Origin of the sequence: Actinokineospora pegani, from assembly GCF_009745975.1 — a bacterium.
Lineage (GTDB): Bacteria > Actinomycetota > Actinomycetes > Mycobacteriales > Pseudonocardiaceae > Actinokineospora > Actinokineospora pegani.
Genome location: NZ_WHOL01000033.1, coordinates 1 through 26713 on the forward strand (window position 1 = coordinate 1; position 26713 = coordinate 26713).

General features: G+C 72.3%; 24 protein-coding genes. 11 read left to right on the forward strand and 13 right to left on the reverse strand.

All coding sequences use genetic code 11. The features are described 5' to 3' along the window. Positions 1 to 1267: 1267 nt before the first annotated feature. Positions 1268 to 1543 carry a DUF397 domain-containing protein gene (locus tag GCL84_RS01135; protein ID WP_156753426.1) on the reverse strand — a complete coding sequence of 92 codons (276 nt, stop codon included), beginning with the start codon at positions 1541 to 1543 and terminating at the stop codon, positions 1268 to 1270. A 77-nt stretch (positions 1544 to 1620) separates the two neighbouring features. Here GCL84_RS01135 and GCL84_RS01140 point away from each other — a divergent pair, with 77 nt between their 5' ends. Then, a complete protein-coding gene (locus GCL84_RS01140) occupies positions 1621 to 2343 on the forward strand; it encodes a hypothetical protein (protein ID WP_156753427.1) in 723 nt (240 codons plus the stop codon). Positions 2344 to 2495: 152 nt separating this feature from the next. On the opposite strand, the gene ilvC is transcribed toward GCL84_RS01140, so the two are convergent. The 3 genes from ilvC to GCL84_RS01155 are packed head-to-tail and all read right to left on the reverse strand — an operon-like array spanning position 2496 to position 5892. Beyond that, entirely contained in the window at positions 2496 to 3509 is a 1014-nt protein-coding gene (gene ilvC, locus GCL84_RS01145) for a ketol-acid reductoisomerase (RefSeq protein WP_156753428.1), read from the reverse strand. Positions 3510 to 3552: 43 nt separating this feature from the next. Continuing rightward, positions 3553 to 4059, reverse strand: coding sequence for an acetolactate synthase small subunit (gene ilvN, locus GCL84_RS01150; RefSeq protein ID WP_156753429.1), 507 nt, complete (start codon positions 4057 to 4059; stop codon positions 3553 to 3555). 6 nt (positions 4060 to 4065) lie between these two features. Then, a complete protein-coding gene (locus GCL84_RS01155) occupies positions 4066 to 5892 on the reverse strand; it encodes an acetolactate synthase large subunit (protein ID WP_156753430.1) in 1827 nt (608 codons plus the stop codon). Positions 5893 to 6191: 299 nt separating this feature from the next. Between GCL84_RS01155 and GCL84_RS01160 the strand changes: the two genes are divergently transcribed. Both GCL84_RS01160 and ilvD read left to right on the forward strand, forming a co-directional pair. After that, on the forward strand, positions 6192 to 6686 hold the full coding sequence (locus GCL84_RS01160; RefSeq protein WP_156753431.1) for a PH domain-containing protein: 495 nt from the start codon (positions 6192 to 6194) through the stop codon (positions 6684 to 6686). Between the two features lie 108 nt (positions 6687 to 6794). After that, positions 6795 to 8639 (forward strand): dihydroxy-acid dehydratase, encoded by a 1845-nt coding sequence (ilvD, locus tag GCL84_RS01165; protein ID WP_156753432.1) that lies wholly within the window; start codon positions 6795 to 6797, stop codon positions 8637 to 8639. A gap of 73 nt (positions 8640 to 8712) precedes the next feature. Here the strand turns inward: ilvD and GCL84_RS01170 are convergent, their stop codons facing one another. Continuing rightward, the gene (locus GCL84_RS01170; protein WP_235925910.1) at positions 8713 to 9372 is read right to left on the reverse strand and encodes a DoxX family protein; all 660 of its coding nucleotides are present in this window, start codon (positions 9370 to 9372) and stop codon (positions 8713 to 8715) included. 182 nt (positions 9373 to 9554) lie between these two features. Between GCL84_RS01170 and GCL84_RS01175 the strand changes: the two genes are divergently transcribed. After that, positions 9555 to 10355, forward strand: coding sequence for a hypothetical protein (locus GCL84_RS01175; protein ID WP_156753433.1), 801 nt, complete (start codon positions 9555 to 9557; stop codon positions 10353 to 10355). A 51-nt stretch (positions 10356 to 10406) separates the two neighbouring features. Further along, a complete protein-coding gene (locus GCL84_RS01180; protein ID WP_156753434.1) occupies positions 10407 to 10715 on the forward strand; it encodes a hypothetical protein in 309 nt (102 codons plus the stop codon). Positions 10716 to 10812: 97 nt separating this feature from the next. Here the strand turns inward: GCL84_RS01180 and GCL84_RS01185 are convergent, their stop codons facing one another. Further along, entirely contained in the window at positions 10813 to 11724 is a 912-nt protein-coding gene (locus GCL84_RS01185; RefSeq protein WP_407924347.1) for a 2-hydroxyacid dehydrogenase, read from the reverse strand. Between the two features lie 45 nt (positions 11725 to 11769). Here GCL84_RS01185 and GCL84_RS01190 point away from each other — a divergent pair, with 45 nt between their 5' ends. Together GCL84_RS01190 and GCL84_RS01195 are read left to right on the forward strand one after the other, a co-directional pair. Further along, on the forward strand, positions 11770 to 12690 hold the full coding sequence (locus GCL84_RS01190; RefSeq protein WP_235925911.1) for an alpha/beta fold hydrolase: 921 nt from the start codon (positions 11770 to 11772) through the stop codon (positions 12688 to 12690). 20 nt (positions 12691 to 12710) lie between these two features. Further along, positions 12711 to 13892 (forward strand): PQQ-dependent sugar dehydrogenase, encoded by a 1182-nt coding sequence (locus GCL84_RS01195; protein WP_235925912.1) that lies wholly within the window; start codon positions 12711 to 12713, stop codon positions 13890 to 13892. A 254-nt stretch (positions 13893 to 14146) separates the two neighbouring features. On the opposite strand, the gene gatB is transcribed toward GCL84_RS01195, so the two are convergent. The 4 genes from gatB to gatC are packed head-to-tail and all read right to left on the reverse strand — an operon-like array spanning position 14147 to position 17650. Continuing rightward, complete coding sequence (gene gatB / locus GCL84_RS01200) at positions 14147 to 15652, reverse strand: Asp-tRNA(Asn)/Glu-tRNA(Gln) amidotransferase subunit GatB (RefSeq protein ID WP_156753438.1); 1506 nt, start codon at positions 15650 to 15652, stop codon at positions 14147 to 14149. Then, positions 15649 to 15843, reverse strand: a complete 195-nt coding sequence (locus GCL84_RS01205; RefSeq protein ID WP_156753439.1) for a hypothetical protein — start codon at positions 15841 to 15843, stop codon at positions 15649 to 15651. Before GCL84_RS01205 ends, gatB begins: the two co-directional genes overlap by 4 nt. Then, complete coding sequence (gene gatA / locus GCL84_RS01210) at positions 15843 to 17354, reverse strand: Asp-tRNA(Asn)/Glu-tRNA(Gln) amidotransferase subunit GatA (RefSeq protein ID WP_156753440.1); 1512 nt, start codon at positions 17352 to 17354, stop codon at positions 15843 to 15845. Before gatA ends, GCL84_RS01205 begins: the two co-directional genes overlap by 1 nt. Continuing rightward, positions 17351 to 17650, reverse strand: a complete 300-nt coding sequence (gatC, locus tag GCL84_RS01215) for an Asp-tRNA(Asn)/Glu-tRNA(Gln) amidotransferase subunit GatC (protein WP_156753441.1) — start codon at positions 17648 to 17650, stop codon at positions 17351 to 17353. The genes gatA and gatC overlap by 4 nt, the downstream gene beginning before the upstream one ends. A 250-nt stretch (positions 17651 to 17900) precedes the next feature. Between gatC and GCL84_RS01220 the strand changes: the two genes are divergently transcribed. Further along, the gene (locus tag GCL84_RS01220; RefSeq protein ID WP_156753442.1) at positions 17901 to 18554 is read left to right on the forward strand and encodes an ACT domain-containing protein; all 654 of its coding nucleotides are present in this window, start codon (positions 17901 to 17903) and stop codon (positions 18552 to 18554) included. Positions 18555 to 18712: 158 nt separating this feature from the next. Here the strand turns inward: GCL84_RS01220 and ligA are convergent, their stop codons facing one another. The 3 genes from ligA to GCL84_RS01235 are packed head-to-tail and all read right to left on the reverse strand — an operon-like array spanning position 18713 to position 22504. Further along, complete coding sequence (ligA, locus tag GCL84_RS01225) at positions 18713 to 20866, reverse strand: NAD-dependent DNA ligase LigA (protein WP_156753443.1); 2154 nt, start codon at positions 20864 to 20866, stop codon at positions 18713 to 18715. Positions 20867 to 20906: 40 nt separating this feature from the next. Continuing rightward, complete coding sequence (locus GCL84_RS01230; protein ID WP_156753444.1) at positions 20907 to 21551, reverse strand: hypothetical protein; 645 nt, start codon at positions 21549 to 21551, stop codon at positions 20907 to 20909. Further along, positions 21548 to 22504 (reverse strand): LysR family transcriptional regulator, encoded by a 957-nt coding sequence (locus GCL84_RS01235; protein WP_156753445.1) that lies wholly within the window; start codon positions 22502 to 22504, stop codon positions 21548 to 21550. The genes GCL84_RS01230 and GCL84_RS01235 overlap by 4 nt, the downstream gene beginning before the upstream one ends. A gap of 81 nt (positions 22505 to 22585) precedes the next feature. On the opposite strand from GCL84_RS01235, the gene GCL84_RS01240 reads away from it, so the two are divergent. The 3 genes from GCL84_RS01240 to GCL84_RS01250 are packed head-to-tail and all read left to right on the forward strand — an operon-like array spanning position 22586 to position 25975. Further along, positions 22586 to 23302, forward strand: a complete 717-nt coding sequence (locus tag GCL84_RS01240; RefSeq protein ID WP_156753446.1) for a succinate dehydrogenase cytochrome b subunit — start codon at positions 22586 to 22588, stop codon at positions 23300 to 23302. Positions 23303 to 23306: 4 nt separating this feature from the next. Continuing rightward, positions 23307 to 25232, forward strand: a complete 1926-nt coding sequence (locus tag GCL84_RS01245) for a fumarate reductase/succinate dehydrogenase flavoprotein subunit (protein ID WP_156753447.1) — start codon at positions 23307 to 23309, stop codon at positions 25230 to 25232. Continuing rightward, a complete protein-coding gene (locus GCL84_RS01250) occupies positions 25229 to 25975 on the forward strand; it encodes a succinate dehydrogenase/fumarate reductase iron-sulfur subunit (protein ID WP_156753448.1) in 747 nt (248 codons plus the stop codon). Before GCL84_RS01245 ends, GCL84_RS01250 begins: the two co-directional genes overlap by 4 nt. Positions 25976 to 26713 lie beyond the last annotated feature (738 nt).

The window sequence follows — 26713 nt, forward strand, 5'->3', positions numbered from 1 at the left end:
GCCGCGACTGGCCATGGCCCCCATCGGCAGGCTGGATCACAAGCGGGGCAGAGCCCCCCAAAGGGCGGGCAGAACCGCCGTCGCCATGCTGCTCAGGGCGGGAACCGGTCCGTGGCGAACCGTGGCCGCCGTCGGTGCGCTGGTTCGGGGCGGGTTGTGGGTGGTTCGGGCCACTGTGGCTGTGTGGCTGCGCCGGGGCGGGGCCGGTCGGCAGGCGGGTGGGGTCGCCGGTCGTCTGCTGTGGCTGCGATCGGTTGGGGGCATTCGGGGAGCGCAAGGGGGCGTTGTCGGGGCGTTGGGGTGGCTGCGGCTGGTGGGCACCGGTGCGTGATCGGGTGGAGTCGCCGTTTGGCCACTGGTGTTGCTGCGGTGGTGTTGGGTGCGGGCCTGGGTTTGCGCCTGGACGCGGCGGGGGCTGGTTGGGGGCGGCTGGTTGGGGCTGGTGCGGGGCTTGCCGTTGGGCCTCGGCGGGGTCCTCTCGCGTCCAAGCGGGGTCTGCCGGCCGTGTGGGCTGCGCGGGGCCGGACTGGGTCGGACCGGGAGCAGCCTGGGGCGAGACGGGAGTGGGTCGCGTCGGGCCCGGGGTGAGACGCGCTGGGTCGAGGGCAGGCCCCGCTGCGCTCGGAGCGGGCTGACCCTGGCCCGGAGCAGGCTGCGCTGGGCTCGGAACAGATTGCGCTGGACCAGGAACAGACCAGGCCAGGTCCGGGGCGGACTGCGCTGGACCAGGGACAGACCGCACCAGACCTGGATCAGATTGTCCCAGAGCGGGCTGCGCTGACCCCGGAGCGGACTGCGCCACGCCTGAAGCGGACTGCGCTGGACCAAGAGCAGACCGCATTAGACCTGGGTCGGACTGTGCTGACCTCGAAGCGGGCCGCGGTGGACCAGGAGCGGACGGCGGTGGGTCGGCGGCGGTGCGGGTCGGACCGGGACCGGGCTGGCCCGCATCACCGCCAGGCCGCACCCCACCGGGGCTCGGCCACGCCGGGTCGTCGCCACCGGGAGCGGGCCGCGACTGCTCGCCGGGCGCGACAGGGAGCACCAGGTTCCCCGAGTGTCCCCCACTCCCCCCGAAGTCGGCGGGCAGCGCCCCAGCGCGCCCGCCCACCGGCGGGACCTCCTCCGGCAGGGTCCACGGGTCCGCGCCCGCCGCGTCCCTCCCGGCGTTGTCACCCCGCGCCGCTAGTTCCTCCGGCGTCACCCACACCGGGCGTTGGTCGGGCACCTCGTTCCCCCCACGTCTGCGCTCGAGCGAGCCCCCGGCTCACCAGGGCTCGTCGAACTCCCCTGCCTTCGCCCCGGCGACGAAAGCGTCCCACTCGGACTCGGTGAACACCAGCACGGTGTCGTCCGGGCCGGTGTGCTTGCTGTTGCGCATGGCGATGTAGGTGTTGCCGTCGGTGTGCGGGACGAAGGCGATCTCGACGTACTCGCCGTCGGGGTCGGCGTCCGGGTCGGCGGCGCGCTGCCAGTCCGCGGTGCTGAGGTCCAAGCGGCCGCGGACCTCGGCCTTGTCGTCGTAGATGGGGGCGCTGTCCATCGGGCCTTCTCCACTGGGGTCTGGGGCGGGTCGTGTCGCTGCCGCGCCCGCCCGGTCGCGCTCAGTAGCGTACGCGGGTGACCTCCTACTACAGCCGGTACCTCCGCGGGGAGCACGTGGCGGTGTGGGGGGAACTGCACCGCCTCGGGCCCGTGCCGGACGAACTGCTCGAGGACGCGGCCGCGGTGGCCGAGGAGACGATGGATCGCGTGGCCCAGCACGTGTCGCGGGTGGCCGCGGCGCTGCCGGAGCTGGGGTGGGTCTCCTCCGACCGGCTCGTGCCGCCGCACCAGCCGCCCACCGAGGACGACAACGACGTGGTCGACACGCTGGTGGAGCGGATCGGCGGGCTGCCGCTGTCGGTGGAGGCCTGCCTGCGCCGGGTGGGCGAGGTGTGGTTCGCGGGCGACTGCGACCTGCTGTTCCTCACCTACCACCAGGAGCCGGTGCCGACGAGCGCACCGCCGGGCCCGGACTTCCCCGACCCGCTGTGCCTGCCCAGCTCCTACCAGGTCGCCTACGTCCTCGACGAGGAGATGGGCGGCGACGCGGGCCTGGGCCGGTTCCCCCTGGCCCCCGACGAGCTGCACAAGGCCAACGTCCCCGGCGGCACCCACGACATCGAGCTGCCGTCGCTGAGCGCGGACGCCGTGCTGCTCGGCGTGGCGGGCAAACCGGGCATCACCCTCGTGGAGTACCTCCGCGAGTCCATCGCCTGGGGCGGCTTCCCCGGCTACTCGTTCCAACCGGAACTGGCCCCCGAAGCCCTGATCACCCTGCGCGTCACCCCGGACTTCTGAGCCCCGCCCCGCCAACCACACCCCACCCACAAGACCTGCCTCGACCCAATCCTGGCCGCCCGTAGCTCCGTGGCCCCACGGGACAGGCCCCACTCAGCCACAAGCAAGGCCCCGCGACAACCACCCGTCGCGGGGCCTCACCAGTCAAGAACTCACGCGGTGTCAGTCAGCGGCCGGTCGACCCACGACATCAGCCCACGCAGCTTCTTCCCGGTCTCCTCGATCGGGTGCGCCTCTCCCTGCTCCTGCAACTTGCGGTAGTTGGCTCGCCCGTTCTCGTCCTCAGCCACCCACTCCCGCGCGAAGGTGCCGTCCTGGATCTCGCCCAGGATCTTCTTCATCTCCGCCTTCACCGCGGGCGTGATGACGCGCGGCCCGCGGGTGAGGTCGCCGTACTCGGCGGTGTCGGAGATGGAGTAGCGCTGGCGGGCGATGCCGCCCTCGTACATCAGGTCGACGATGAGCTTGAGCTCGTGCAGCACCTCGAAGTAGGCGATCTCCGGGGCGTAGCCCGCCTCGGTCAGCACCTCGAAACCGGTCTGCACCAGGGCGGACGCGCCGCCGCAGAGCACGGCCTGCTCGCCGAACAGGTCGGTCTCGGTCTCCTCGGTGAAGGTCGTCTTGATGACGCCCGCGCGCGCGCCACCGATGGCGGCCGCGTAGGACAGCGCCAGCGCCTGCGCGCCGCCGGTGGCGTCCTGGTGCACGGCGATGAGCGCCGGGACGCCCTTGCCGTCGACGAACTGGCGGCGCACGAGGTGGCCGGGGCCCTTCGGCGCGACCATGGCCACGTCCACGTTGGCCGGGGGCTTGATCAGGTCGTACCGGATGTTGAAACCGTGGCCGAAGAAGATGGCGTCGCCGTCTTTGAGGTTCGGCTCGATGTCGTCGGCGTAGATGAAGCGCTGCTTGGTGTCCGGCGCCAGGATCATGATCAGGTCGGCCTCGGCGGAGGCCTCGGCCGGGGTGAGCACGCGCAGGCCCTGCTCCTCGGCCTTGGCCTTGGACTTGGAGCCCTCGGGCAGGCCGATCCGGACGTCCACACCGGAGTCGCGCAGGCTCAGCGCGTGCGCGTGGCCCTGGCTGCCGTAGCCGATGACGGCGACCTTGCGACCCTGGATGATGCTCAGGTCGGCGTCGGAGTCGTAGAAGATCTCGACGGACATGGTGCTCTGTACTTCCCTTCGGTGGAACTACGTGGAAAAGCGGTTAGCGGACGGCGGTCGCGGTGATGCTGCGCGGGCCACGGCCGATGGCGACCATGCCCGACTGCACCATCTCGCGGACACCGTAGGGCTCGAGCATGCGCAGCAGCGCCTCGATCTTGTCCCGGTTGCCGGTGGCCTCGATGGTCAGCGCCTCCGGGGAGACGTCGACGACCTTGGCGCGGAAGAGCTGCACGGTCTCGAGGACCTGGCTGCGCACGGTGGCGTCGGCGCGGACCTTGACCAGCAGCAGCTCGCGCTGCACGGCCGCGGGCTGCTCCAGCTCCACGATCTTGATGACGTTGACGAGCTTGTTGAGCTGCTTGGTCACCTGCTCCAGCGGCAGCTCGTCGACCGCGACGACGATCGTCATGCGCGAGATCTCCGGGTTCTCGGTCAGGCCGACGGCCAGCGACTCGATGTTGAAGCCGCGCCGGGAGAACAGGCCTGCGACGCGGGCGAGGACGCCGGGCTTGTTCTCGACCAGGACGCTCAGGGTGTGGGTGGTCATGATCTCTTACACCTCGTCGAAGAGCGGGCGGATGCCGCGGGCGGCCATGATCTCGGAATTGCCGGTCCCGGCCGCGACCATCGGCCACACCTGGGCGTCCGCGCCGACGACGAAGTCGATGACGACCGGGCGGTCGTTGATCTCCATCGCGCGCTGGATGACCGAGTCGACGTCCTCCTTGGTCTCGCAGCGCAGGCCCGCGCAGCCCAGCGCCTCGGCCAGCAGCGTGAAGTCCGGGATGCGGTGCTTGTGCGTGCCGAGGTCGGTCTGGGAGTAGCGCTCCGAGTAGAACAGGTTCTGCCACTGGCGGACCATGCCCAGGTTGCCGTTGTTGATGACCGCGACCTTGATCGGCGCGCCCTCGATCGCGCAGGTGGCCAGCTCCTGGTTGGTCATCTGGAAGCAGCCGTCGCCGTCGATGGCCCACACCACCGCCTCCGGGCGGCCGAACTTGGCGCCCATCGCGGCGGGGACGGCGTAGCCCATGGTGCCCAGGCCGCCGGAGTTGAGCCAGGTGCGCGGGTTCTCGTAGCGGACGTGCTGGGCCGCCCACATCTGGTGCTGGCCGACCCCGGCGGTGTAGACCGCCTCCGGGCCCGCGATGGCGCCGATGCGCTCGATGACGTACTGCGGCGACAGGGTGCCGTCGTCGGGCCACTCGTAGCCCAGCGGGAAGGTCCGGCGCCACTCGTCGAGGGTGGCCCACCAGGGCGCCAGGTCCGCGGCGGGCTCGGCCTCGGCCTGCACGGCGGCGATCAGCTCGGTGATGATCTCCTTGCAGTCGCCCACGATCGGCACGTCGGCGCGGCGGTTCTTGGAGATCTCGGCCGGGTCGATGTCGGCGTGCACGACCTGCGCGTCCGGGGCGAAGCTGCTCAGCGTGCCGGTGACCCGGTCGTCGAAGCGGGCGCCGAGGGCGATCAGCAGGTCCGAGCGCTGCATGGCGCCGACCGCGGGGACGGTGCCGTGCATGCCGGGCATGCCCAGGTTCTGCTTGTGCGAGTCGGGGAACGCCCCGCGCGCCATCAGCGTGGTGACGACCGGGATGCCGGTCAGCTCGGCCAGCGCCAGCAGCTCCGCCGACGCGTCCGCCTTGATCACGCCGCCGCCGACGTAGAGCACCGGGCGCTTGGCGGCGCGGATGAGCTTGGCGGCCTCGCGGACCTGCTTGCCGTGCGGGCGCGTGGTCGGGCGGTACCCGGGCAGGCGCAGCTCCGGCGGCCAGGTGAAGGAGGTGGTCTCCTGCAGCACGTCCTTGGGGATGTCGACCAGGACCGGGCCGGGGCGGCCGGTCTTGGCCAGGTGGAACGCCTCGGCGATCGTGCGCGGGATGTCGATCGGGTCGGTGACCAGGAAGTTGTGCTTGGTGACCGGCATCGTGATGCCGCAGATGTCGGCTTCCTGGAAGGCGTCGGTGCCGATCAGCGCCCGGCTCTGCTGGCCGGTGATGGCCACGACCGGGACCGAGTCCATGTTGGCGTCGGCCAGCGGGGTGACCAGGTTCGTCGCGCCGGGGCCCGAGGTGGCCATGCACACGCCGACCTTGCCGGTGGCCTGGGCGTAGCCGGTGGCCGCGTGGCCCGCGCCCTGCTCGTGGCGGACCAGGACGTGGCGGACCTTGGTCGAGTCCAGCAGCGGGTCGTAGGCGGGGAGGATGGTGCCGCCGGGGATGCCGAAGACGACCTCCGCCCCGACCGCCTCGAGCGAGCGGACGAGCGACTGCGCGCCGGTCACCCGCACCGGCGTGCCGGTGGGCGGGGTGGGCTTGGGGCGGGGGGCGTGCGCGGTGGCGGGGTTCGCCGCGGCCGTCGGCCGGGGTGTTGCGCTGGTCATCGGGCTGCCTCGTGGGTCGTCGGTCGCTGGTGTCGGACGCGGGTGGCTTCTGGCTCAGGGCACGAAAAAACCCCCGCCGACCACGATGGGTCGCACGAGGGTCGCGCGTTCGGTGCGGGCTGGTCTTCCGTCAGCAGCGAACGCGCGGCGGAAGTACGAGGGTGAGCTGGGCGGGCACGAGGGCGACGGTAGTTCGTTCGCAGTGGAGCGTCAACTCTGCGGGACGCCCATCCCGGATCTTGGACCCGTCCGTGGGACCCGGGGGCGAGTGGCGGGGGCCACGGGTGCACCATCTTGGGGTGGCTGATCAGCAGGTCCCGACCCGTCTCGTGTTCCGCGTCCCCGGCGTGGCGGTGCTCGCCGCGCTGCTGCTGGCGATCTGCGCCACACCGGTCGCGTTCGGCGCGCCGTTCCTGTGGCTGGTCTACCTGGTCCCGCTGGCCATCATCGTCTGGGTGATCTGGGTGCGGACCGTGGCCGACGCCGACGGGCTCACCGTCCGCGGCCTGCGCGGGTCGCGGCGGATCGCCTGGTCGGAGCTGGCCGGGCTGCGGCTGACCGGCAAGGGCACGGTGCTCGCCGTGCTCGCCGCCGACTCCGACCCCCGGCCCGAGGTCGCCCTCCCGCACGTGCGCACCAGGCACGTGCCCGCGCTGTCGGTCATCAGCCGGGGCCTGGTCCCGGACCCGACCGAGGGCGGGGAGCGGCCGGTGACCCCGGCTGCGGAGTCGGAAACCGCCGGGGAACCGCAGGTCGGGGCCGAGTCGGGCGACCCGGCGGCCAAGCCGGAGTAGCCTGGGGGCACCGCTCCCCGCCGGACGACTCCCGGGCGAACCACCACACCCCCCGGACGCCGTCCTCCCGAGCCGTCACCGAGTCATCGAAAAGATCCTGGAGGAGCCGTGCCAGCGCTGCGCTCCCGCACCACCACCCACGGCCGCAACGCCGCCGGAGCAAGGTCCCTGTGGCGTGCCACGGGCATGACCGACAGCGACTTCGGCAAGCCCATCGTGGCCATCGCCAACTCCTACACCCAGTTCGTCCCAGGTCACGTGCACCTGCGCGACCTCGGCGACATCGTGGCCGAGGGCGTGCGCGCGGCGGGCGGTGTGCCGCGCGAGTTCCACACCATCGCCGTGGACGACGGCATCGCGATGGGCCACAGCGGCATGCTCTACTCGCTGCCCTCGCGCGAGGTCATCGCCGACGCGGTGGAGTACATGGCCAACGCCCACCAGGCGGACGCCCTGGTGTGCATCTCCAACTGCGACAAGATCACCCCGGGGATGCTCAACGCCGCGCTGCGGCTCAACATCCCGGTCGTGTTCGTCTCCGGCGGGCCGATGGAGGCGGGCAAGGCGGTCGTCGTCGGCGACGTCGCGCACCCCTCGTCCGACCTGATCACGACCATCTCCGCCTCGGCCAACGCCGAGGTCGACGAGGCGGGCCTGCGGTCGGTCGAGATCTCCGCCTGCCCCACCTGCGGGTCCTGCTCGGGCATGTTCACCGCGAACTCGATGAACTGCCTCACCGAGGCGCTGGGCCTGGCGCTGCCGGGCAACGGCTCGACCCTGGCCACCCACGCCGCCCGCCGGGCGCTGTTCGAGCAGGCCGGGTCGACCGTGGTCGAGCTGTGCAAGCGCTGGTACGAGCAGGACGACGAGACCGCGCTGCCGCGCACCATCGCCAACCGCAAGGCGTTCGAGAACGCGATGGCGCTGGACATGGCCATGGGCGGGTCGACGAACACCGTGCTGCACATCCTCGCCGCCGCGCAGGAGGGCGAGGTCGACTTCACCCTGGCCGACATCGACGCGATCTCGCGCCGGGTGCCGTGCCTGTCGAAGGTCTCGCCGAACTCCGACTACCACATGGAGGACGTGCACCGGGCCGGTGGCATCCCCGCCATCCTGGGCGAGCTGTGGCGCGGCGGGCTGCTGCACACCGACGTCACCTCCGTGCACACCCCGACGCTGGAGCAGTGGCTCACCGAGTGGGACATCCGCTCGGCGAACCCGTCGGAGAAGGCCGTCGAGCTGTTCCACGCCGCCCCCGGCGGCGTGCGGACCACCGAGGCGTTCTCCACCAACAACCGCTGGTCGTCGCTGGACACCGACGCCGCCAACGGCTGCATCCACGACGTCGAGCACGCGCACACCGCCGACGGCGGGCTCGCGGTCCTGCACGGCAACCTGGCCGAGCGCGGCGCGGTGATCAAGTCCGCGGGCATCGACGAGGAGCTGTTCACCTTCGAGGGCCCGGCGCGGGTGGTGGAGAGCCAGGAGGAGGCGGTCAGCGTCATCCTCAACAAGGTCATCCAGCCCGGCGACGTGCTCGTGGTGCGCTACGAGGGCCCCGCGGGCGGGCCGGGCATGCAGGAGATGCTGCACCCGACCGCCTACCTCAAGGGCACCGGCCTGGGCAAGAAGTGCGCGCTGATCACCGACGGCCGCTTCTCCGGCGGCTCCTCGGGCCTGTCGATCGGCCACGTCTCCCCGGAGGCGGCGGGCGGCGGCGCCATCGGCCTGGTGCACAACGGCGACCGCATCCGGATCAACGTGCACACCCGGGAGCTGGAACTGCTGGTCGAGGCGAGCGTGCTGGCCGAGCGGCGGGCCAAGATGGACGCCAGCGAGCACCCGTGGCAGCCCGTCGACCGCGACCGCCCGGTGACCAAGGCGCTGCAGGCCTACGCCCGGATGGCCACCGACGCCTCCACCGGGGCCGTGCGCGACCCGAGCAAGTGACGAACGGCGAAGGGGCCGCACCGATGTCGGTGCGGCCCCTTCGCCGTGTCCGTGGGGTTCAGCGCGACACCATTCAGCGCAACACCAGGAGTGTCACCACGGAAAGGCCCGCGGCGATGAGCAAGAACACGAAGCCGAAGGGCAGTGGTTTGCGGCACCACGGGGTGTTCTTGTCGATGGAGATGCGGCCCGCCCCGGTGAACAGCAGCGCGAACGCGGCCGCCGCGAAGACCACCTCCTTCTCCACACCGCCCGCGAACGCGCCGAAGTCGATGTTCACGTAGATGGCGTTGGCCATCACCCCGAGCACGCCCGCGGCCGCGGCCGGGGTGAACAGGCCCACGACCAGCAGCGCGCCCGCGCCCAGCTCGGTGATGCCGGTGACCCAGGCCAGCAGGGTCGGCCGGGTGAAGCCGTACCCGCCGAGCGCGTCGGCGAACCCGCTGATGCCGGGGCCGCCGAGCAGGCCGAAGACCTTCTGCAGCCCGTGCGCGACGAACAGCGCGCCGACGGTGACCCGCAGGACGAGCAGCCCCAGGTCCAGGCCCGCGTTCCACTGGTGCGGCGTCCGCCGGGGCGCTGGGTCGGCGTACGAGCCGCCGTCGTCGTGGCCCTCGCCCGCCCCGGGGGCGGCGAAGGCGGTCGTCGGGCCCGTGTCGTAGGCCACCGTGTCGTAGCCGTTCCCGGCGGTCTTGGCCGCGTCCGAGGAGCGGTGGAAATCATCGGTGCTCACCTGGCGGACACTAAACGATGCCGGAGCCCACCGCCGACCAATGACCCGATTACCCCCACCCCGATGATTCCTCGTCTTCCGATGGCGTGACCACCGCCAGGTGCCCAACGCCGCTTCCTGGATGAGGATTCCCTCATCCAGGAAGCGGCCGGTCTTCACACTCGGACAGCATCGTCGCAGGCATGACCGTCCCGCACACCCGTGCCATCGCGCTCCTGCTCGGCTTCTCCGCCCTGCTCAGCCTGGCGAGCATGGCCGTGCCCGCCCTGACCGACCACCCGCTCACCACCGGGCGCGGCGAGATCCGGCTCTACCTCGACGTGCTGGAGGAGTCGAACCTGCCGACGTGGTGGAGCACAGCGCTGCTGGTCGGCACCGCGCTCGCGTTCGCCGGGGTGGGGGTGCTCGCCCGCGCCGACGGCCGCCCGGGCGCGTGGACGTGGTGGGCGGCCGCCGGGGTGCTGGCCCTGCTGTCGCTGGACGACCACACCTCGCTGCACGAGCGCCTGGACACCGTGGGCAGGCGGTTCGTCGAGTTCGACTCGTTCCCGTTCTACTGGGTGGTGCCCGGCGCCCTGGCGGGTCTGGCCGTCGCCGGGGCCATGCTGCTGCTGGCCGCGCGGCTGCGCGGTCCGGCCCGCCGGTGCCTGGTGGCCGGGCTCGCCCTGCTGCTCACCGCCGCCCTGGGCATGGAACTCGTGCAGGGCCTGCTGCTGGCCGACGGCGAGACCGGGCCCCGCTACGTGCTGACCTACCACGCCGAGGAGCTGGCCGAGAACGTCGGCGTGCTGCTCATGCTGGCCGCGGCGGTGCTGTCGGTGCGCACCGAACGAGCCGGTGGCGGCTTCGCCCTGCGCTACACCGGCACACCGGTGGCGCGGCGAGAATCGGAGTCGGTCCCGCCGCGCCACGAGCGACCGACCAACCTTGATCCACAACAGGCTCTTGGTCGCATCGACCCGACTCGCGCAGGCAGGCGCTAGCCACCGCGGTCTGAACGTCGCCCCGCCGTCAAAATGTGGGATGCTGAGACCATGAATACCGCCGAGAGTGACGCTCAAAGCAGTATCACCGGCTCGACGTTCGCCATTCTCGGCGGCATCCTGGGGGTCTTGTTTTCGGTAGTTCTGACCTTTTCTTACCCATTGGCCGCACCATTGGTCGCCCTGGTCTCCGTCGTCTGTTCAGTATTCGGCTATCGTCGGAGCAAGAACGTGGTATGGCTGATCCTGGCCATCATCGGTACACTTTCGTTCGTCGGCGCGCTCGCCATAGACTTGGGGCTGCTCGTCGCTGACAGTACGACGACAACCACCGATGGCCCCATTCCGACCAATCGATGACATGATCACCATTCGGCATTCCCGCCGCGTTTCGGGAATGCCGAATGAGCTTCGTCGCTTGATCGACGCGCCCGAGCGCCAACCATGCGCGAGGTCGTCAGTAATCGCCCCGGACGAGGTTCAGCGGCTGCTCGCCCGCGGCGAATCGCGCGATCTCCCCCGCCGCCACCGCCCAGGCCCGCTCGTGGTGCCCGAGCGCGCTGCCCGCCACGTGCGGGGTGAGCAGCAGGCCCGGCGCCGACCACAGCGGGTGCCCGGCGGGCAGCGGCTCGGGGTCGGTCACGTCGAGCGCGGCCCGCAGCCGGCCCGAGGTCAGCTCGGCCAGCAGCGCCCCGGTGTCGACGACCGGGCCGCGGGCGAGGTTGACCAGCACCGCCCCGTCGGGCATCCGGGCGAGGAATTCGGCGTCGACCATGCCCCGGGTGGCGCGGGTGTGCGGCACCACCAGCACCACGGCGTCGTGCTCGGGCAGCAGGGCGGGCAGCTCGGACAGCGCGCGCACGCCCGGCCTGGCCGTGGTGGCCACCAGCGTGGTGTGGGCGTCGAAGGCGGTCAGCCGCCGTTCGAGCTGGCGGCCGAGGTCGCCCGCCCCGACGACGAGCACCCGCTTGCCCTGCAGCGTGTCGGTGACGTGCGGGGCCCACCGGCCCGCGCGCTGGTCCCCGGCGTAGCCGACGAACTCCCGGTAGACCGCCAGCAGCGCCCCCACGGCCCACTCGGCCGAGCTGCCGCCGTGCGCGCCCCGGCAGGTGGACAGCAGCACGTCCCCGGGCAGCTCGCCGATCCACGTCTCGGCGCCCGCCGTGAGCAGTTGCACGAGCCGCAGCCGGGGCATGGCGGACAGGTGGGCGGCCTGGGCCGCGCCGAGGAATCCCGGCACGAGCACCTCGGCGCTGTCCGCCTCCGGTGGCGGGGTCTCGAGCGAGTCGTAGCGGACCGCCCGCACCCCCGGCAGCGGCTCGAGCGCGGCCAGCCCGTGGTCGTCGGGCACCAGAACGGTGATTGTCACAGCACACACACTATGTGCGCGCCGGATGCGGCACACTTGGCCACCGTGCGCGAACACCCCGTCGAGTCCGCAGACGGCACACAGGTCTTGGGCTGGCACACCGATGCCGAGGGGCCGGTCGTGCTGCTCTGCCCCGGGCTGGGCACGATGCCCGAGGCCTGGCCCGCGCTGCTGCTGCCGGAGTCCGGTGTGCGGGTGCTGAGCTGGTACCACCGCGGCACCCTGGGCTCCCCGCGCCCGGTCGACGAGAGCCGCGTCGCCCTGGCCGACCACGTCGCCGACGCCGTCGCCGTGCTCGACGCGGCCGGGGTCGAGCGGTGCGTGGTCATGGGCTGGTCGATGGGGGTGATGGTCGCCGCGGAGCTGGCCGCGCTGCACCCCGACCGGGTGTCCGGGCTGCTGCTGGCCGCGGGGGTGCCCGGCGACCTGTTCGGCGCGATGCTCGGCGTGGCTGGGGCGCCCCGGGCGGTGGGGCGGCGGCTGGGGGTGCTGACCGCGCGCACGGTGCGGGCGTTCAGCCCGGTGGTCGACGCCGTACTGCACCGGGTGCCGGTGAACCGGGTGACGGCGACGCTGATGCAGCACAGCGGGTTCATGCTGCCCGGCGGGACCGACGCCGACGAGGTGGCCAAGGCCGTGCGCCGCTTCCTCGGGCACGACTCGGGGTGGTACGCCACCCTCGCCCTGGCGCTGGCCGACGTGCCGCGGCGCGAGCTGACCGGCGTGGGCGTGCCGGTGACGGCGCTGGCGGGCAAGTACGACGTCCTGGCCGACCCCAAGCAACTGGTGGAGTCGGTGTCCGGCCTGCCGCACGCGCGCACCCGGGTGGTGCCCACGAGCCACTTCATGCCGCTGGAGGCGCCCGAGGTGATCGTCGAGGAGCTGCGGGCGCTGGTGCGCCGGGTCGAGGCGGTGGAGCGGGCGCGCGGGGCCTCGCTCACCGGAGGTTCACGACCGCGGGCCTAGGGTCGGTGACCATGTCCGGTATGCCGCGCGGGAACCGCGTGCTCGCGGCCCCGCTCGCGGCGGCGGCCCTGCTGCTGTCCTCGTGCGCCACCATCGACGACCAGCCCGCCGCGGCCGACTGGTCCGCGGCGCCGTCGCTCACCCCGCAGGAGCCCCCCGCCCCCGACGACCCGCGCGGCCTCGGCCCGGGCGGTGGCGGCGACACCGCCCCGAGCACCTCGGTCCCGCCCCCGGACGGCTGCAAGGACTTCCACCCCGCCGTCCTGGGCACGTGCCTGGACTCGCTGGTGGCGGTGGCCGCGCTGCCCGGCGACGGCGCCGCGCCCGCCGCGTTCGTCGGCGAGCGCGCCACCGGCCGGGTGCTGCTGGTCCGCAAGGGCGCCGAGCCCGCCGTGTACGCCACCATCCCGGTCGACAGCACCGGCGACGGCGGCCTGACCGGCCTGGCCCTGTCGCCCAACTACGCCGAGGACCAGTTGGTCTACGCCTACATCACCACCCCCACCGACAACCGCGTGGTGCGCATCGCCCCCGGCGACACGCCCAAGCCGGTCCTGGCGGGCATCCCCCGCGGCGCCACCGGCAACCGGGGCGCCCTCGCCGCCGACCACCGCGGCGCCCTGCTCGTGGCCACCGGCACCGCGGGCGACCCCGCCGCCGCCAACGACCCCGGCTCCCTCAGCGGCAAGGTCCTCCGCATCAACGGCGACGGCCTCCCCGCAGCCGACAACGCCGACCCCGCCAGCCGCGTCCTCGCCACCGGCCTGGTGTCCCCCGCAGGCCTGTGCGCCTCCCTGGACGGCCGCCAGACCTGGGTCACCGACCGCACCCCCGCCGCCGACGTCATCTACAGGGTCGAAGCAGGCAAACCCCTGGCCGTCCCCGCCTGGAAGTGGCCCGACCGCCCCGGCGCCGCGGGCTGCGTGGCGACCGGCCAAGCCCTCTGGATCTCCATGTCCACAGCGGGCCACCTGCAGAACATCCCCCAGGCGGAGGACGGCAGCTTCTCCGGCACCCCCTCCATCAGCATGGACGACCCGGAAGAGGGCTTCGGCCGCATCGACGGCATGGACATCCTGAGCCCCCAACTGGCAGTGGGCGGCACAGTCAACAAAACCCCAGGCGCAACCCCCGCCTCCAGCGACGACCGAGCCCTCCTCATCGTCGTCGAGCCCAACCAGGGCGGCGGCGGCGTGGACTAGCCAGTCCCCCGATCACCCACCCGAGTCTCCCAGCGCCATCCCCGCCAAAGGCTGGATCGGGTGGTTCTGCGTGGTTGGGGGAGGCGATCATGTGCAAGCCTCGGAAGGGCGTGAGGGTGCCCTTCCCCTCACTTTTGACCCTCACGCACATGATCGCCGTAGGGGTCCCCGGCCACACAGAACCACCCGATCCAGCACCCCCGCACAGCACAAGGGCCGGCCCCCCAACCCACAGGGAACCGGCCCCAGCACCCTCAAGCGTTGACGCGTTCCAGGATCAACTCGCGAACCCGCTTGGCATCCGCCTGCCCCTTGGTCGCCTTCATCACCGCACCCACGATGGCGCCGGCAGCGGCAACCTTCCCGTCACGGATCTTCGCCGCCACGTCGGGCTGGCCTGCGAGAGCCTCATCCACAGCCACGAGCAGCGCCGAATCATCCGACACCACCTTCAGACCCCGAGACTCGATGACCTGCTCCGGGTCGCCCTCACCCTCGAGCACCCCGTCGACCACGGACCGGGCGAGCTTGTTGGTCAGGGTCCCCGCAGCGACCAGCCCGATGACAGAAGCCACCTGAGCAGGCGAGATCGGCAGGTCACCCAGCTCCACCCCCCGGCTGTTCGCAGCCTGGGACAGGTACGACACCCACCAGGAACGAGCCTCCCCCGACGGAGCCCCAGCAGCCACGGTCGCCGCCACCAGGTCGATGGCGCCCGCGTTGTCCAGGTCGCGCAACTCCAGGTCGGACAGCCCCCAATCGGCCTGCACCCGCTTGCGCCGCTCCTCCGGGGGCTCCGGCAGGGTGCCGCGCAGCTCCTCGACCCACTCCCGCGACGGGGCGATGGGGACCAGGTCGGGCTCCGGGAAGTACCGGTAGTCCTCCGAGGTCTCCTTCGCCCGCCCCGGGCGGGTCGTGCCGGAGACCTCCTCGAAGTGGCGGGTCTCCTGGCGGATCGAGCCGCCGGTGGCCAGCACGCCCGCCTGCCGGGACATCTCGTGGCGGACGGCGCGCTCGACGCTGCGCAGCGAGTTGACGTTCTTGGTCTCGGTGCGGGTGCCGAACTCGGTGGCGCCCTTGGGCATCAGCGAGACGTTGGCGTCGCAGCGCAGTGAGCCCTGGTCCATCCGCACGTCGGAGACGTCCAGCGCCTTGAGCAGCTCGCGCAGGGTGCGCACGTAGGCGCGGGCGACCTCGGGGGCGCGCGCGCCGGTGCCCTCGATCGTCCTGGTGACGATCTCGACCAGCGGCACGCCCGCCCGGTTGAAGTCCAGCAGCGAGTGGCTCGCGCCGTGGATGCGCCCGGTGGCGCCGCCCACGTGCAGGGACTTGCCGGTGTCCTCCTCCATGTGCGCGCGCTCGATCTCCACGCGCACGACCTCGCCGTCGTCGAGGGTCACGTCGAGCCAGCCGTTGAAGGCGATCGGCTCGTCGTACTGCGAGGTCTGGAAGTTCTTGGGCATGTCCGGGTAGAAGTAGTTCTTCCGCGCGAACCGGCACCACTCGGCGATCTCGCAGTTGAGCGCCAGGCCAATCCGGATCGCCGACTCCACCGCCGTGCCGTTGACCGCGGGCAGCGCGCCCGGCAGGCCGAGGCACACCGGGCACACCTGGGTGTTGGGCTCCCCGCCGAAGGTGGTGGGGCAGCCGCAGAACATCTTGGTGTTGGTCGACAGCTCGACGTGGACCTCCAGGCCCAGCACCGGGTCGTAGGTGGCGACGACCTCGTCGAAGTCGACCAGCTCCGCCACAGCGGTCACTTGTCCCCCCGCAGCGAGCGCACCGCGATCAGGATGGCGGTCAGCGCGACGAGCGCGCTGCCGAGGGCGTTGACCAGGGCGAGCTTGTCGTTGTCCGCCCTGGCGGTGCGCAGACCGCTGATGGCGCTGGTGGCCGAGGCCGCCGCGCCGAGCAGACCGAAAACGCCCTTGTTCTTCTTCGAGCTACCCATCAGTGCGAGACCTCCAGTTCGGGAACACGGTGGATGAGCGAGCCGCCCTGCGCGGCGTCGCGGGCGGCCTCGTAGGCCGCCGCGACCTTGTAGCCGCGGTGGTCCTGCAAGGCCGGGGAGAAGATCTGCAGGCCGACCGGCAGCCCGTCGCTGAGTCCACTGGGGACGCTGATGGCGGCGTTGCCCGCCATGTTCGACGGGATGGTGCACAGGTCGACCTGGTACATCGCCACCGGGTCGTCGACCTTCTCGCCGATGCGGAAGGCGGTGACCGGGCTGGTGGGGCTGACCAGGACGTCGGCCTGGCCGAACGCGGCGTCGAAGTCGCGGCTGACCAGGGTGCGGACCTTCTGCGCCGAGCCGTAGTAGGCGTCGTAGTAGCCCGCGGACAGCGCGTAGGTGCCGACGATGATGCGCCGCTTGACCTCCGGGCCGAACCCGGCCTCACGGGTCAGCGACATGACCTCCTCGGCGCTGTGCGCGCCGTCGTCGCCGACGCGCAGGCCGTAGCGCATCGCGTCGAACCGGGCCAGGTTGGACGAGGCCTCGCTCGGCGCGATCAGGTAGTAGGCGGCCAGCGCCAGGTCGAAGCTGGGGCAGGAGACCTCCACGACCTCCGCGCCCAGGTCGCGCAACTGCCGCACGGCCGCCTCGAAGGAGGCCAGCACGCCCGGCTGGTGGCCCTCGCCGACCAGCTCGCGCACCACGCCGACCCGGACCCCGGACAGGTCGCCCCTGGCGCCCTCCCGGGCGGCGGCGACCACGGGCGCCACGGGGGTGTCCACGGAGGTGGCGTCCATCGGGTCGTGGCCCGCGATGACCTCGTGCAGCAGCGCCGCGTCCAGCACGGTGCGCGCGCACGGGCCCGCCTGGTCGAACGACGAGGCGTAGGCGACCAGGCCGTAGCGGGACACGGTGCCGTAGGTGGGCTTGACGCCGACGGTGCCGGTCATCGCGCCGGGCTGGCGGATGGAGCCGCCGGTGTCGGTGCCGATGGCCAGCGGCGCCTCGAACGCGGCCAGCGCCGCGGCGGACCCGCCGCCGGAGCCGCCGGGGATGCGGTCGAGGTCCCACGGGTTGCGGGTGGGCCCGTAGGCGGAGTTCTCGGTGGACGAGCCCATGGCGAACTCGTCCATGTTCGTCTTGCCGAGAATGACGGTCCCGGCCTCGAGCAGCTTGCGGGTCACCGTCGCGTCGTACGGCGGGATCCAGCCCTCGAGCAGCTTGGAGCCGCAGGTCGTCGGCGAGCCCTGGGTGGCCAGGACGTCCTTGACCGCGACCGGCACGCCCGCCAGCGGCGAGACGGGGGCGCGGCCCGCGGCCACCTCCTCGTCGACGGCCTTGGCCGCCTGCAGCGCGCGCTCGGCGTCGACGTACAGGAAGGCGTGCACCGCCGGGTCGACCGCGGCGATGCGGTCCAGGTGGGCCTGGGTGGCCTCGACCGAGGACACCTCGCCCGAGTGGATCTTGGCGGCCAGCTCGGCCGCGGTGAGGCGGATCAGGTCGGTCACGCTTCCTCCCCCAGGATGCGGGGCACGCGGAAGCGGCCCTCCTCCGCGGCAGGGGCCGCGGCGAGCGCCTGCTGCTGGACCAGGCCGGGGCTGACCAGGTCGCGCCGGAACACGTTCGTCAGCCCGACCGCGTGCGACATCGGCGGGATGTCCTGGTCGGCCACCTGGCTGACCTTCGCGACCGCCTGCACGATCCTCTCGAGCTGCCCGGCGAACAGGTCAAGCTCCTCTTCGGTGACGGCCAACCGGGCCAGTGTGGCGAGGTGCGCTACCTCGTCGCGGGAGATGCTGGGCACTCGACGAACCCCCGGGGTTGTCTGCGTTCGGTCCTAGACTGACCACGCGAGTCTATTCCCGGGCCCGAGCCCGCCCGAACGGGCTTGTTACCAGGGCCCCGGGGTGCTAGACCGGGTGGCGAAGCCGTGACCCCCGGGCGGCCGGGCACCGACCGGCCGCGGGCTACGTGGTCTGCGACAATCGGCGGTCGGCGTAGGGCGTGGGCGGCAGGGTTCCGCGCACCGAGCTTGGTAGCGGGAGGCGTTCGCCTTGTCGTTCCTGATCCGGGTCCAGCTCCCGGACAGCCCAGGCGCCCTGGGTGCGGTCGCGACCGCCCTGGGCGCCATCGGCGCCGACATCCTCAGTGTCGACGTCGTCGAACGGGTCGGCGGCACCGCCATCGACGACCTGGTGGTGGAGCTGCCCGGCGGCAGGCTCCCCGACGTCCTGATCACCGCCGCCGAGTCCGTGGAGGGCGTCGAGGTGGACGCCGTGCGCCCGTACGCGGGCGTGCTCGACACCCACCGGGAGCTGGAGCTGGTGGAGGAGGTCGCGGCCGACCCCAAGCACGGCCTGGAGGTCTTCACCGAGGGCGTCCCCAAGATCGTCCGCGCGGGCTGGGCCTTGGTGGTCGGCGCCGAGGGCGCCGAGTGCACCCGGTTAGCGGCCTCGACGGCGGCACCGACCATTCAGCGGCTCGACCTGCCGTGGATGCCGTTGGCCCGGGCCACGGTGCTCGACGGGGAGGAGGGGTGGGTGCCTGCGACGTGGCGGGAGCTGGGGACGGAGCTGGCGGCCACGCCGCTGGGGAAGCCGGACCGGGTGTTGCTGGTGGGGCGGCCCGGGGGTCCGATGTTCCGGGCGGCTGAGGTGGCTCGGTTGGCGCACCTGGCGGGGATCGTGGCTGTGGTGCTGCCGGATTGAGTCTTGATGAGCCGGGTTCGTTGTCCTGGCGGCTCGTCGGGGCGGGCACGCCGCTTCAGGAGAAGGGCCAGGGCAGACCTCGGACCCTGGCCCCCACCCAGGTCTCCCAGCGCCATCCCCCGCCGAAGGCTCAACTAGCCCCCGCCTGACACCTCCACTCACCCCTCAGCGGACCCATCACCAACAGTGGCCACCGCCGTAGCGGCCTCGGGTCCCTGGGCGAGCAGGACGCGGAAGCCGTCCTCGTCCAAGACCGGGACCTTGAGCGAGACCGCCTTGTCGTGCTTGGTGCCGGGGGCTTCGCCGACGACGACGTACGCGGTCTTCTTGGACACCGAGCCGGACGCCTTGCCGCCGCGGGCGATGATGGCCTCCTTGGCCTCGTCGCGGGAGAAGCCGTCCAGGCTGCCGGTCACCACGATCGACAGGCCCTCCAGGGTGCGCGGCAGGGCGTCGTCGGTCTCCTCGGCCAGCCGGACCCCAGCAGCCCGCCACTTCTGCACGACCTCGCGGTGCCAGTCGACGGCGAACCAGTCGCGGACCGAGGCCGCGATGATCGGCCCGCAGCCCTCGGCGTCGGCCAGTTGCTGCTCGGTGGCCTCGGCGATGGCGTCGACCGAGCCGAACTCGCGGGCCAGGGCGCGGGCCGCGGTGGGGCCGACGTGCCGGATCGACAGGGCCACCAGGACCTTCCACAGCGGACGGTCCTTGGCCGCGTCGAGGTTGGCCGCCAGCTTGCGGCCGTTGGCCGACAGCTCGCCCGCCTTGGTCCGGAACAGCTCGACCCGCGACAGGGCCTGCTCGTCGAGGGAGAACACGTCGCCCTCGTCGGTGACCACCCCGGAGGACAGCAGCGCGGCGGCGGCCTCCCAGCCGAGCACCTCGATGTCGAAGGCGCCGCGCCCGGCCAGGTGGAAGATGCGCTCGCGGAGCTGCGCGGGGCAGGACCGGGCGTTCGGGCAGCGGATGTCGACGTCGCCCTCCTTCTGGTGGCGCAGCTCGGTGCCGCACTCGGGGCACTCGGTGGGCATGACGAAGGCGCGCGCGTCGTCGGGGCGGGCGTCGACGACCGGGCCGAGCACCTCGGGGATGACGTCGCCCGCCTTGCGGATGACCACCCGGTCGCCGATGAGCACGCCCTTGCGCGCCACCTCGGAGGCGTTGTGCAGGGTGGCCATCTCCACTGTGGAGCCCGCGACCTTGACCGGGGTCATCACCGCGTACGGGGTGACCCGGCCGGTGCGCCCGACGTTGACCCGGATGTCGAGCAGCGTGGTGGTGGCCTCCTCCGGCGGGTACTTGAACGCGATCGCCCACCGCGGCGCCCGCGACGTCGACCCGAGCCGCCGTTGCAGCGACACCTCGTCGACCTTGACCACCACGCCGTCGATCTCGTGCTCGGCGTCGTGGCGGTGCTCGCCCCAGTAGCGGATGTGCTCGGCGAGTCCGCCGGGGTCGTCGAGGACCACGGTGTGCTGGGAGACCGGCAGCCCCCACGCCGCCAGCGCGCGGTAGGACTCGGACTGGGTGGCGGGCTCGAACCCAGCGCGCCTGCCCAGGCCGTGGCAGATCATCCGCAGCGGCCGGGACGCGGTGACCTTGGGGTCCTTCTGCCGCAGCGACCCGGCGGCGGTGTTGCGCGGGTTGGCGAACGGCGGCTTGCCCGCCTCGACGAGCTTGGCGTTGAGCTCGGTGAAGTCCTCCACCCGGAGGAACACCTCGCCGCGGACCTCGACCAGCTCCGGCACCGGGAACTCGTCGGTGCCGGTGAGCCGCTCCGGCACGTCGCGCAGGGTGCGCACGTTCAGCGTGACGTCCTCGCCGGTGCGACCGTCGCCCCTGGTCAGCGCCGTGACCAGGCGGCCGTCGCGGTAGAGCAGGTTGATGGCCAGCCCGTCGATCTTGAGCTCGCACAGGTAGTGCGCGCCCGTGCCCGCCTCGCGCTCGACCCGGTCGACCCAGGAGCCGAGCTCGTCGACGTCGAAGGCGTTGTCCAGGCTCATCATGCGCTCGAGGTGGTCGACGGCGGCGAACTCGGTGGAGAACGTGCCGCCGACGCGCTGGGTGGGCGAGTCGGGGGTGACCAGGCCGGGGTGCTCGGCCTCGACGGCCGCCAGCTCGCGCAGCAGCGCGTCGAACTCGCCGTCGGAGACGGTCGGCGAGTCGCGCACGTAGTAGGCGAACTGGTGCCCGAGGAGTTCCTCGGACAGGGCCGCGTGGTGCTCGCGCACGTCGGCGGGCACGTCCTCGACGCCCTCGGCGGCGGCTCCACCCGGGTTCTCCCGCGGCAGGTCCTGGTCAGCGGTGGTCACGAAGTGAGCGTATCGACTCCCACCGACATTCCCCGGCGCTCTAGCCGTCCATCCCCTCAACGAGTTCGCGCAGTTCACGCAGGCCGATGCTGCCGTCCGGCTCGACCTCGGCGGCCTCCACCCTGCGCAGCCGCTCGCCCGCGACGCGCTCGCCCAGCGTGGCGTCGAGGGGCAGGAAGGTCATCGCCGCCCTGGCCGACGGGTCGAGCCGGGCGAGCACCGGGTGGTGCACGGCGACGTCGACGACGCCCGCCTCCGCGTCGACCTGGGCGTGCACGCGGATGTCGGCGAGGGCAACCCGGTGCGGGCCGAGGTTGACCGTCACCCCATCGGGATCAGGCACGGGCGGGACGGAGTCGTGGTACTCCCAGATCGCGTCGTCCGGCGGCGCGGCGGCTTTCCAGGCGTCGGTGACCGGCCGCAGCGCCGGGTCCTCCTGGCCGGAGACGACCAGCGCGTAGATCGAGCGCCAGCCCCGCTCGAGGGAGAAGTGCAGGTCCGGGTGCACGGCGGCGACGAGTTCGCAGAGCTGGTTCTCCACGCGGTGCGGCTCGTTGTCGCCCAGCGCGGCGGAGATCGTGGGCAGCAGCTCGAACCAGGCGGTCCAGAACGCGGCGGCCGCCTCGCGCGGGTCTGGGGCGGCGGGCGGGACGGGGGTCGCCTTCTTCTTCCGGAACCAGCTCATGTCCACGATTGTGCCCGCACCGCAGGCGTTTCCGGGGTCAGTTCGACACCTACGGGGACGGCGTCGGCGGCGACCCAGGCGTCGAGGTGCTCGAACAGCACGGATCGGAACGCGCGGGCGGCGGCGGTGGGCGGGACGTCCGTGCGGTGGGCCAGCGCCACCTTCCTGCGGATCCCAGGGGCCCGCAACGACGTCGCCCGCAATCCTCGCCGCCCCGGCAGCACGAGGCTGGGGACGAGGGCGACGCCCAGCCCCGCCTCCACGAACCGCAGCACGGCGTCCATCTCCCCGCCCTCGACGGCGAACCGCGGCTCGAACCCGGCGGCGCGGCAGGCTTGCAGGGTCGTCTCGCGCAGGTCGTAGCCGCGGCGGAACATCACCATCGGGTAGTCCCGCAGCACCGCCAGCGGGAAGGACTCCGGCAGGTCCAGGTCCGGCGAGGACGCGACGACGAGGTGCTCCCCGAGCACGGGGGTGCTCGTCAGCGCGGGATCGACCCCCTGCGGCGGGACGATGACCAGCGCGAGGTCGAGGTCCCCGCCCAGCAGCGCCGCCGTCAGGTCCCGGGAGCCCCCTTCCTCCACCACCAGCTCGATCCCCGGGTACCGGTCGTGGAACATCCGCAGCGCGTCGGCGAGCACACCGACGCACAGCGACGGTGTCGCGCCCAGCCGGATCCGCCCGCGCCGCAACCCCACCAGCTCCGCCACCTCCTGGCGGGCCGTGTCCACATCAGACAGGATGCGCTTGGCCACCGGCAGCAGCGCCTCACCGGCCGGGGTCAGCGCGATGTTGCCCCGGGCGCGGGTGAACAACGGCGCGCCCAACTCGCTCTCCAAGCCGTGGATCTGCTTGCTCAGCGACGGCTGCGCGACCCTGGCCCGCTCCGCCGCGCGGGTGAAGTGCCGGGTCTCGGCGACGGCGAGGAAGTAGACGAGCTGCTGGAGCGTCACCACGCGAGGATAGCCTGAACCTATCGAGACGAGCTGATTCATATATTGGACGTCTCGTGAGCGGGCCGCGAAGCTGGCGGCATGGCACTCAAGAGCGTTCCGGCCAGGCCGCCGGAGAGCCGGACGACGGTGGGCAGGCTGTGGTCGTCCACGGTGGGCAAGAAGGCGGTCATGGCCGTCTCGGGGGCGGTCCTGCTGCTCTATGTCGTCGCTCACATGGTGGGGAACCTCAAGGCGTTCGCGGGTCAGGAGTCGATCGACGGCTACAGCGCCTTCCTGCGCGAGTTCGGCCAGCCGATCCTCCCCCACGGCGGGCTGCTGTGGATCGTGCGGACCGCGCTGCTGGTGGCGGTCGCCGCGCACATGACGGCGGCGATCCAGCTCGCCAGGAGAGCCAGGCGGGCACGGCCGGCGGGGTACGAGCGCAGGCCGAAGGTGCAGGGCAGCTACGCGGCGCGGACGATGCGCTGGGGTGGCGTGATCATCGCCCTGTTCGTCGTCTACCACCTGCTGGACCTGACCGCGGGGGTGCTCAACCCGCACGGGGTGCAGGGGGAGGTCCACTCGAACATCGTGGCGGACTTCCAGCGCTGGTACGTGGTCCTCGCCTACACCGTCGCCGTGGTCGCACTCGGCTTCCACCTGCGGCACGGCATCTACAGCGGCTTGCGCAGCCTCGGCGTGGCCAGCGCCGCCCGCGCGAAAGCGGTCAAGGCCACCGCGCTCGGGGTGTCCGTGGCCATCACCGCCGGTTTCCTGTCCGTGCCCTTCGCCGTCCTCTTCGGAATCGTGAGGTAAGACCGTGTCCCACTACCGCGAAGGCGCGCCGATCACTGACACGCGTGCCCCCGACGGTCCGCTGGAGACCCGCTGGGAGCGCAGGCGGTTCGACGCGCGACTGGTCAACCCGGCGAACCGGCGCAAGCTCAAGGTCATCGTCGTCGGCACCGGCCTCGCGGGCGGTTCCGCCGCCGCGACGCTGGGCGAGCTGGGCTACCAGGTCACCTCGTTCTGCTACCAGGACAGCCCCCGCCGCGCGCACAGCATCGCCGCCCAGGGCGGCATCAACGCCGCCAAGAACTACCGGGGCGACGGGGACAGCGTGCACCGGCTCTTCCACGACACCGTCAAGGGCGGCGACTTCCGCTCGCGCGAATCCAACGTCCACCGGCTGGCGGAGGTGAGCACCCAGATCATCGACCAGTGCGTGGCCCAAGGCGTCCCGTTCGCGCGCGAGTACGGCGGGTTGCTCGACACCCGGTCATTCGGCGGCGCGCAGGTCTCCCGCACCTTCTACGCGCGGGGGCAGACCGGGCAGCAGCTCCTCTTGGGCGCCTACCAGGCGTTGGCCCGCCAGATCCACGCGGGAACGGTGAGATCCCACCCGCGCACGGAGATGCTGGACCTCATCGTGGACGGCGGACGCGCGCGCGGAGTCGTCGTCCGGGACCTGGTCACCGGTGAGATCTCCAGCCACCTCGCGGACGCGGTGGTGCTCGCGACAGGCGGCTACGGCAACGTCTTCCACCTCTCCACCAACGCCAAGGGCTGCAACACCACCGCCATCTGGCGCGCCCACAAGCGCGGCGCGTACCTGGCCAACCCGTGCTTCACCCAGATCCACCCGACGTGCATCCCGGTCAGCGGCGACCACCAGTCGAAGCTGACCCTGATGAGCGAGTCCCTGCGCAACGACGGGCGCGTGTGGGTGCCGCAGCAGGCAGGCGACCCCCGCGCCCCCGGCGACATCCCGGAGGACGAGCGGGACTACTACCTCGAACGCCTCTACCCGGGCTTCGGCAACCTCGTCCCGCGCGACATCGCGTCCAGGGCCGCGAAGGCTGTCTGCGACGCGGGGCGCGGTGTGGGGCCCGGGGGTCTGGGGGTCTACCTGGACTTCGCCGACGCCATCACGCGGTTGGGGCGCGCCGCGGTCGAGGCCAAGTACGGGAACCTCTTCGAGATGTACCAGCGCATCACCGACGAGGACCCCTACGCGGTGCCGATGCGCATCTACCCCGCCGTGCACTACACGATGGGCGGGCTGTGGGTGGACTACGACCTGCGCAGCACCATCCCCGGCCTGTTCGTCATCGGGGAGGCCAACTTCTCCGACCACGGCGCCAACCGGCTCGGCGCCAGCGCGCTGATGCAGGGCCTGGCCGACGGCTACTTCGTGCTCCCGGCGGTCATCGGCGACTACCTCGCCGACGGCCCGTTCGGCGAGGTGTCCGCGGAGTCGGTCGACGAGGCCGAGGACAGCGTGCGGGCGGTGGTCGCCGCGCTGCTCGCGGTCGACGGGGACCGCACGGCGGAGTCGTTCCACCGGGAGCTGGGCAAGCTCATGTGGGACCTGTGCGGCATGGAGCGCGGCGACGAGGGCCTGCGCACGGCGCTCGCGCGCATCCCGGAGCTGCGGTCGGAGTTCTGGCGGCGGGTCAAGGTGACCGGCAGCGGCGACCGGCTCAACCAGGAGCTGGAGAAGGCCGGGCGGGTCGCGGACTTCCTGGAGCTGGCCGAGCTGATGTGCGTGGACGCCCTGCACCGCACCGAGTCCTGCGGCGGCCACTTCCGCGTCGAGAGCCAGACCGCCGAGGGCGACGCCCGCCGCGACGACGACGCGTTCTCCTACGTCGCCGCCTGGGAGCACACCCCCGCGGGGCCGGTGCTGCACCGCGAGGACCTGGTCTTCGAGACCGTCAAACCCACCGTGAGGAGCTACCGGTGAACTACACCCTGCGCGTCTGGCGACAGGACGGCCCGGCCGCCGAGGGCCGCCTGGTCGACTACGAGGTCGACGGCATCACCCCGGACATGTCCTTCCTGGAGGCCCTGGACCTGCTCAACGAGCGCCTCGTGCTCGACGGCGAGGAGCCGGTCGCCTTCGACCACGACTGCCGCGAGGGCATCTGCGGCATGTGCGGCCTGATGATCGACGGCGTGGCGCACGGCCCGCAGCGCGCCACGACCACCTGCCAGCTCCACATGCGCTCCTTCGACCCCGCGCACCCGGTCGTCGTCGAGCCGTGGCGCGCCCACCCGTTCCCGGTCGTGCGCGACCTGGTGGTCGACCGCTCCGCCCTGGACCGCATCGTCGAGGCGGGCGGCTACATCAGCGCCCCCACCGGCTCGGCCCCCGAGGCCCACGCCGTCCCGGTCCCCAAGCCGGACGCCGACGAGGCCTTCGAGTCCGCCGCCTGCATCGGCTGCGGCGCCTGCGTGGCCGCCTGCCCCAACGGGTCCGCCTCCCTGTTCACCGCCGCCAAGGTGACCCACCTCGGCCTCCTGCCCCAGGGCCAGCCGGAACGGACCAGCCGCGCACGGGACATGGCACAGGCCCAGGACGACCTGGGCTTCGGCGGCTGCACCCAGACCGGCGAGTGCACGGCGGTGTGCCCCAAGGGCATCCCGCTGGAAACCATCTCCCGCATGAACCGCGACGTCCTGGGCGGCCTGCTGCGCTCCCGCTGACCTGCCCCGGCGGCAGAGTGGGACGCGGGTCGAGCAGTCCCTCACCGGCGTTGGCGTCGCGCCAGCGGAGGTAGACCGGAATCGACAGGCGCGGACCGCGTGCGCCTTGACCGGATTCGCCCACACCGAGCACGTCGGATCATGGCGTCAGGAGCTGTCGCAGCCGCACCGCTGAGCCTGTTCCTCCTCGCGCGATCCGCCGCAAGCGCCGGCCCTCGTAACCTGTCAACCGCCGCACCTCGAACCGGATCTGCCATCCACCCAGCCGGACGCCACCACGATCACATTCCCCAACCCCCGACCGACGCGTCACCAAACCGGCCACCGTTCATGGACGCAGCACGAACTCCACCAACGCAAGCCCCCCATCAACCACGCCTAGCCCCGACCAGGACCCAATCGCCTTTCCACCAGCCCACCCCGCGCGACACCAAACCCCACCACACCACCGGGGGCGGCCCTCAGCCCATTCTACCGGCTTCACCCGTTCGGCACGCTGAAGTCGATCATGCCTGTGGACAACTCCACCGGGGGCCCAATGCCGCTTACTTAGCCCAGCGTGGGGGCGTGCGTGGTGATGGCGGCCGCGGAGATCGAGGCGTGGAAGCGTTCCGAACGCGAGAACACCGCACGACCGTGCCTGTCGACCACACCCCTGGTTCGGGTCCCCGAGTACGAGGTCCCGAGCAGGGGCGGCAGAACCGAGCCCATCCGGTCGCCTCACCCACCAACCCCGTG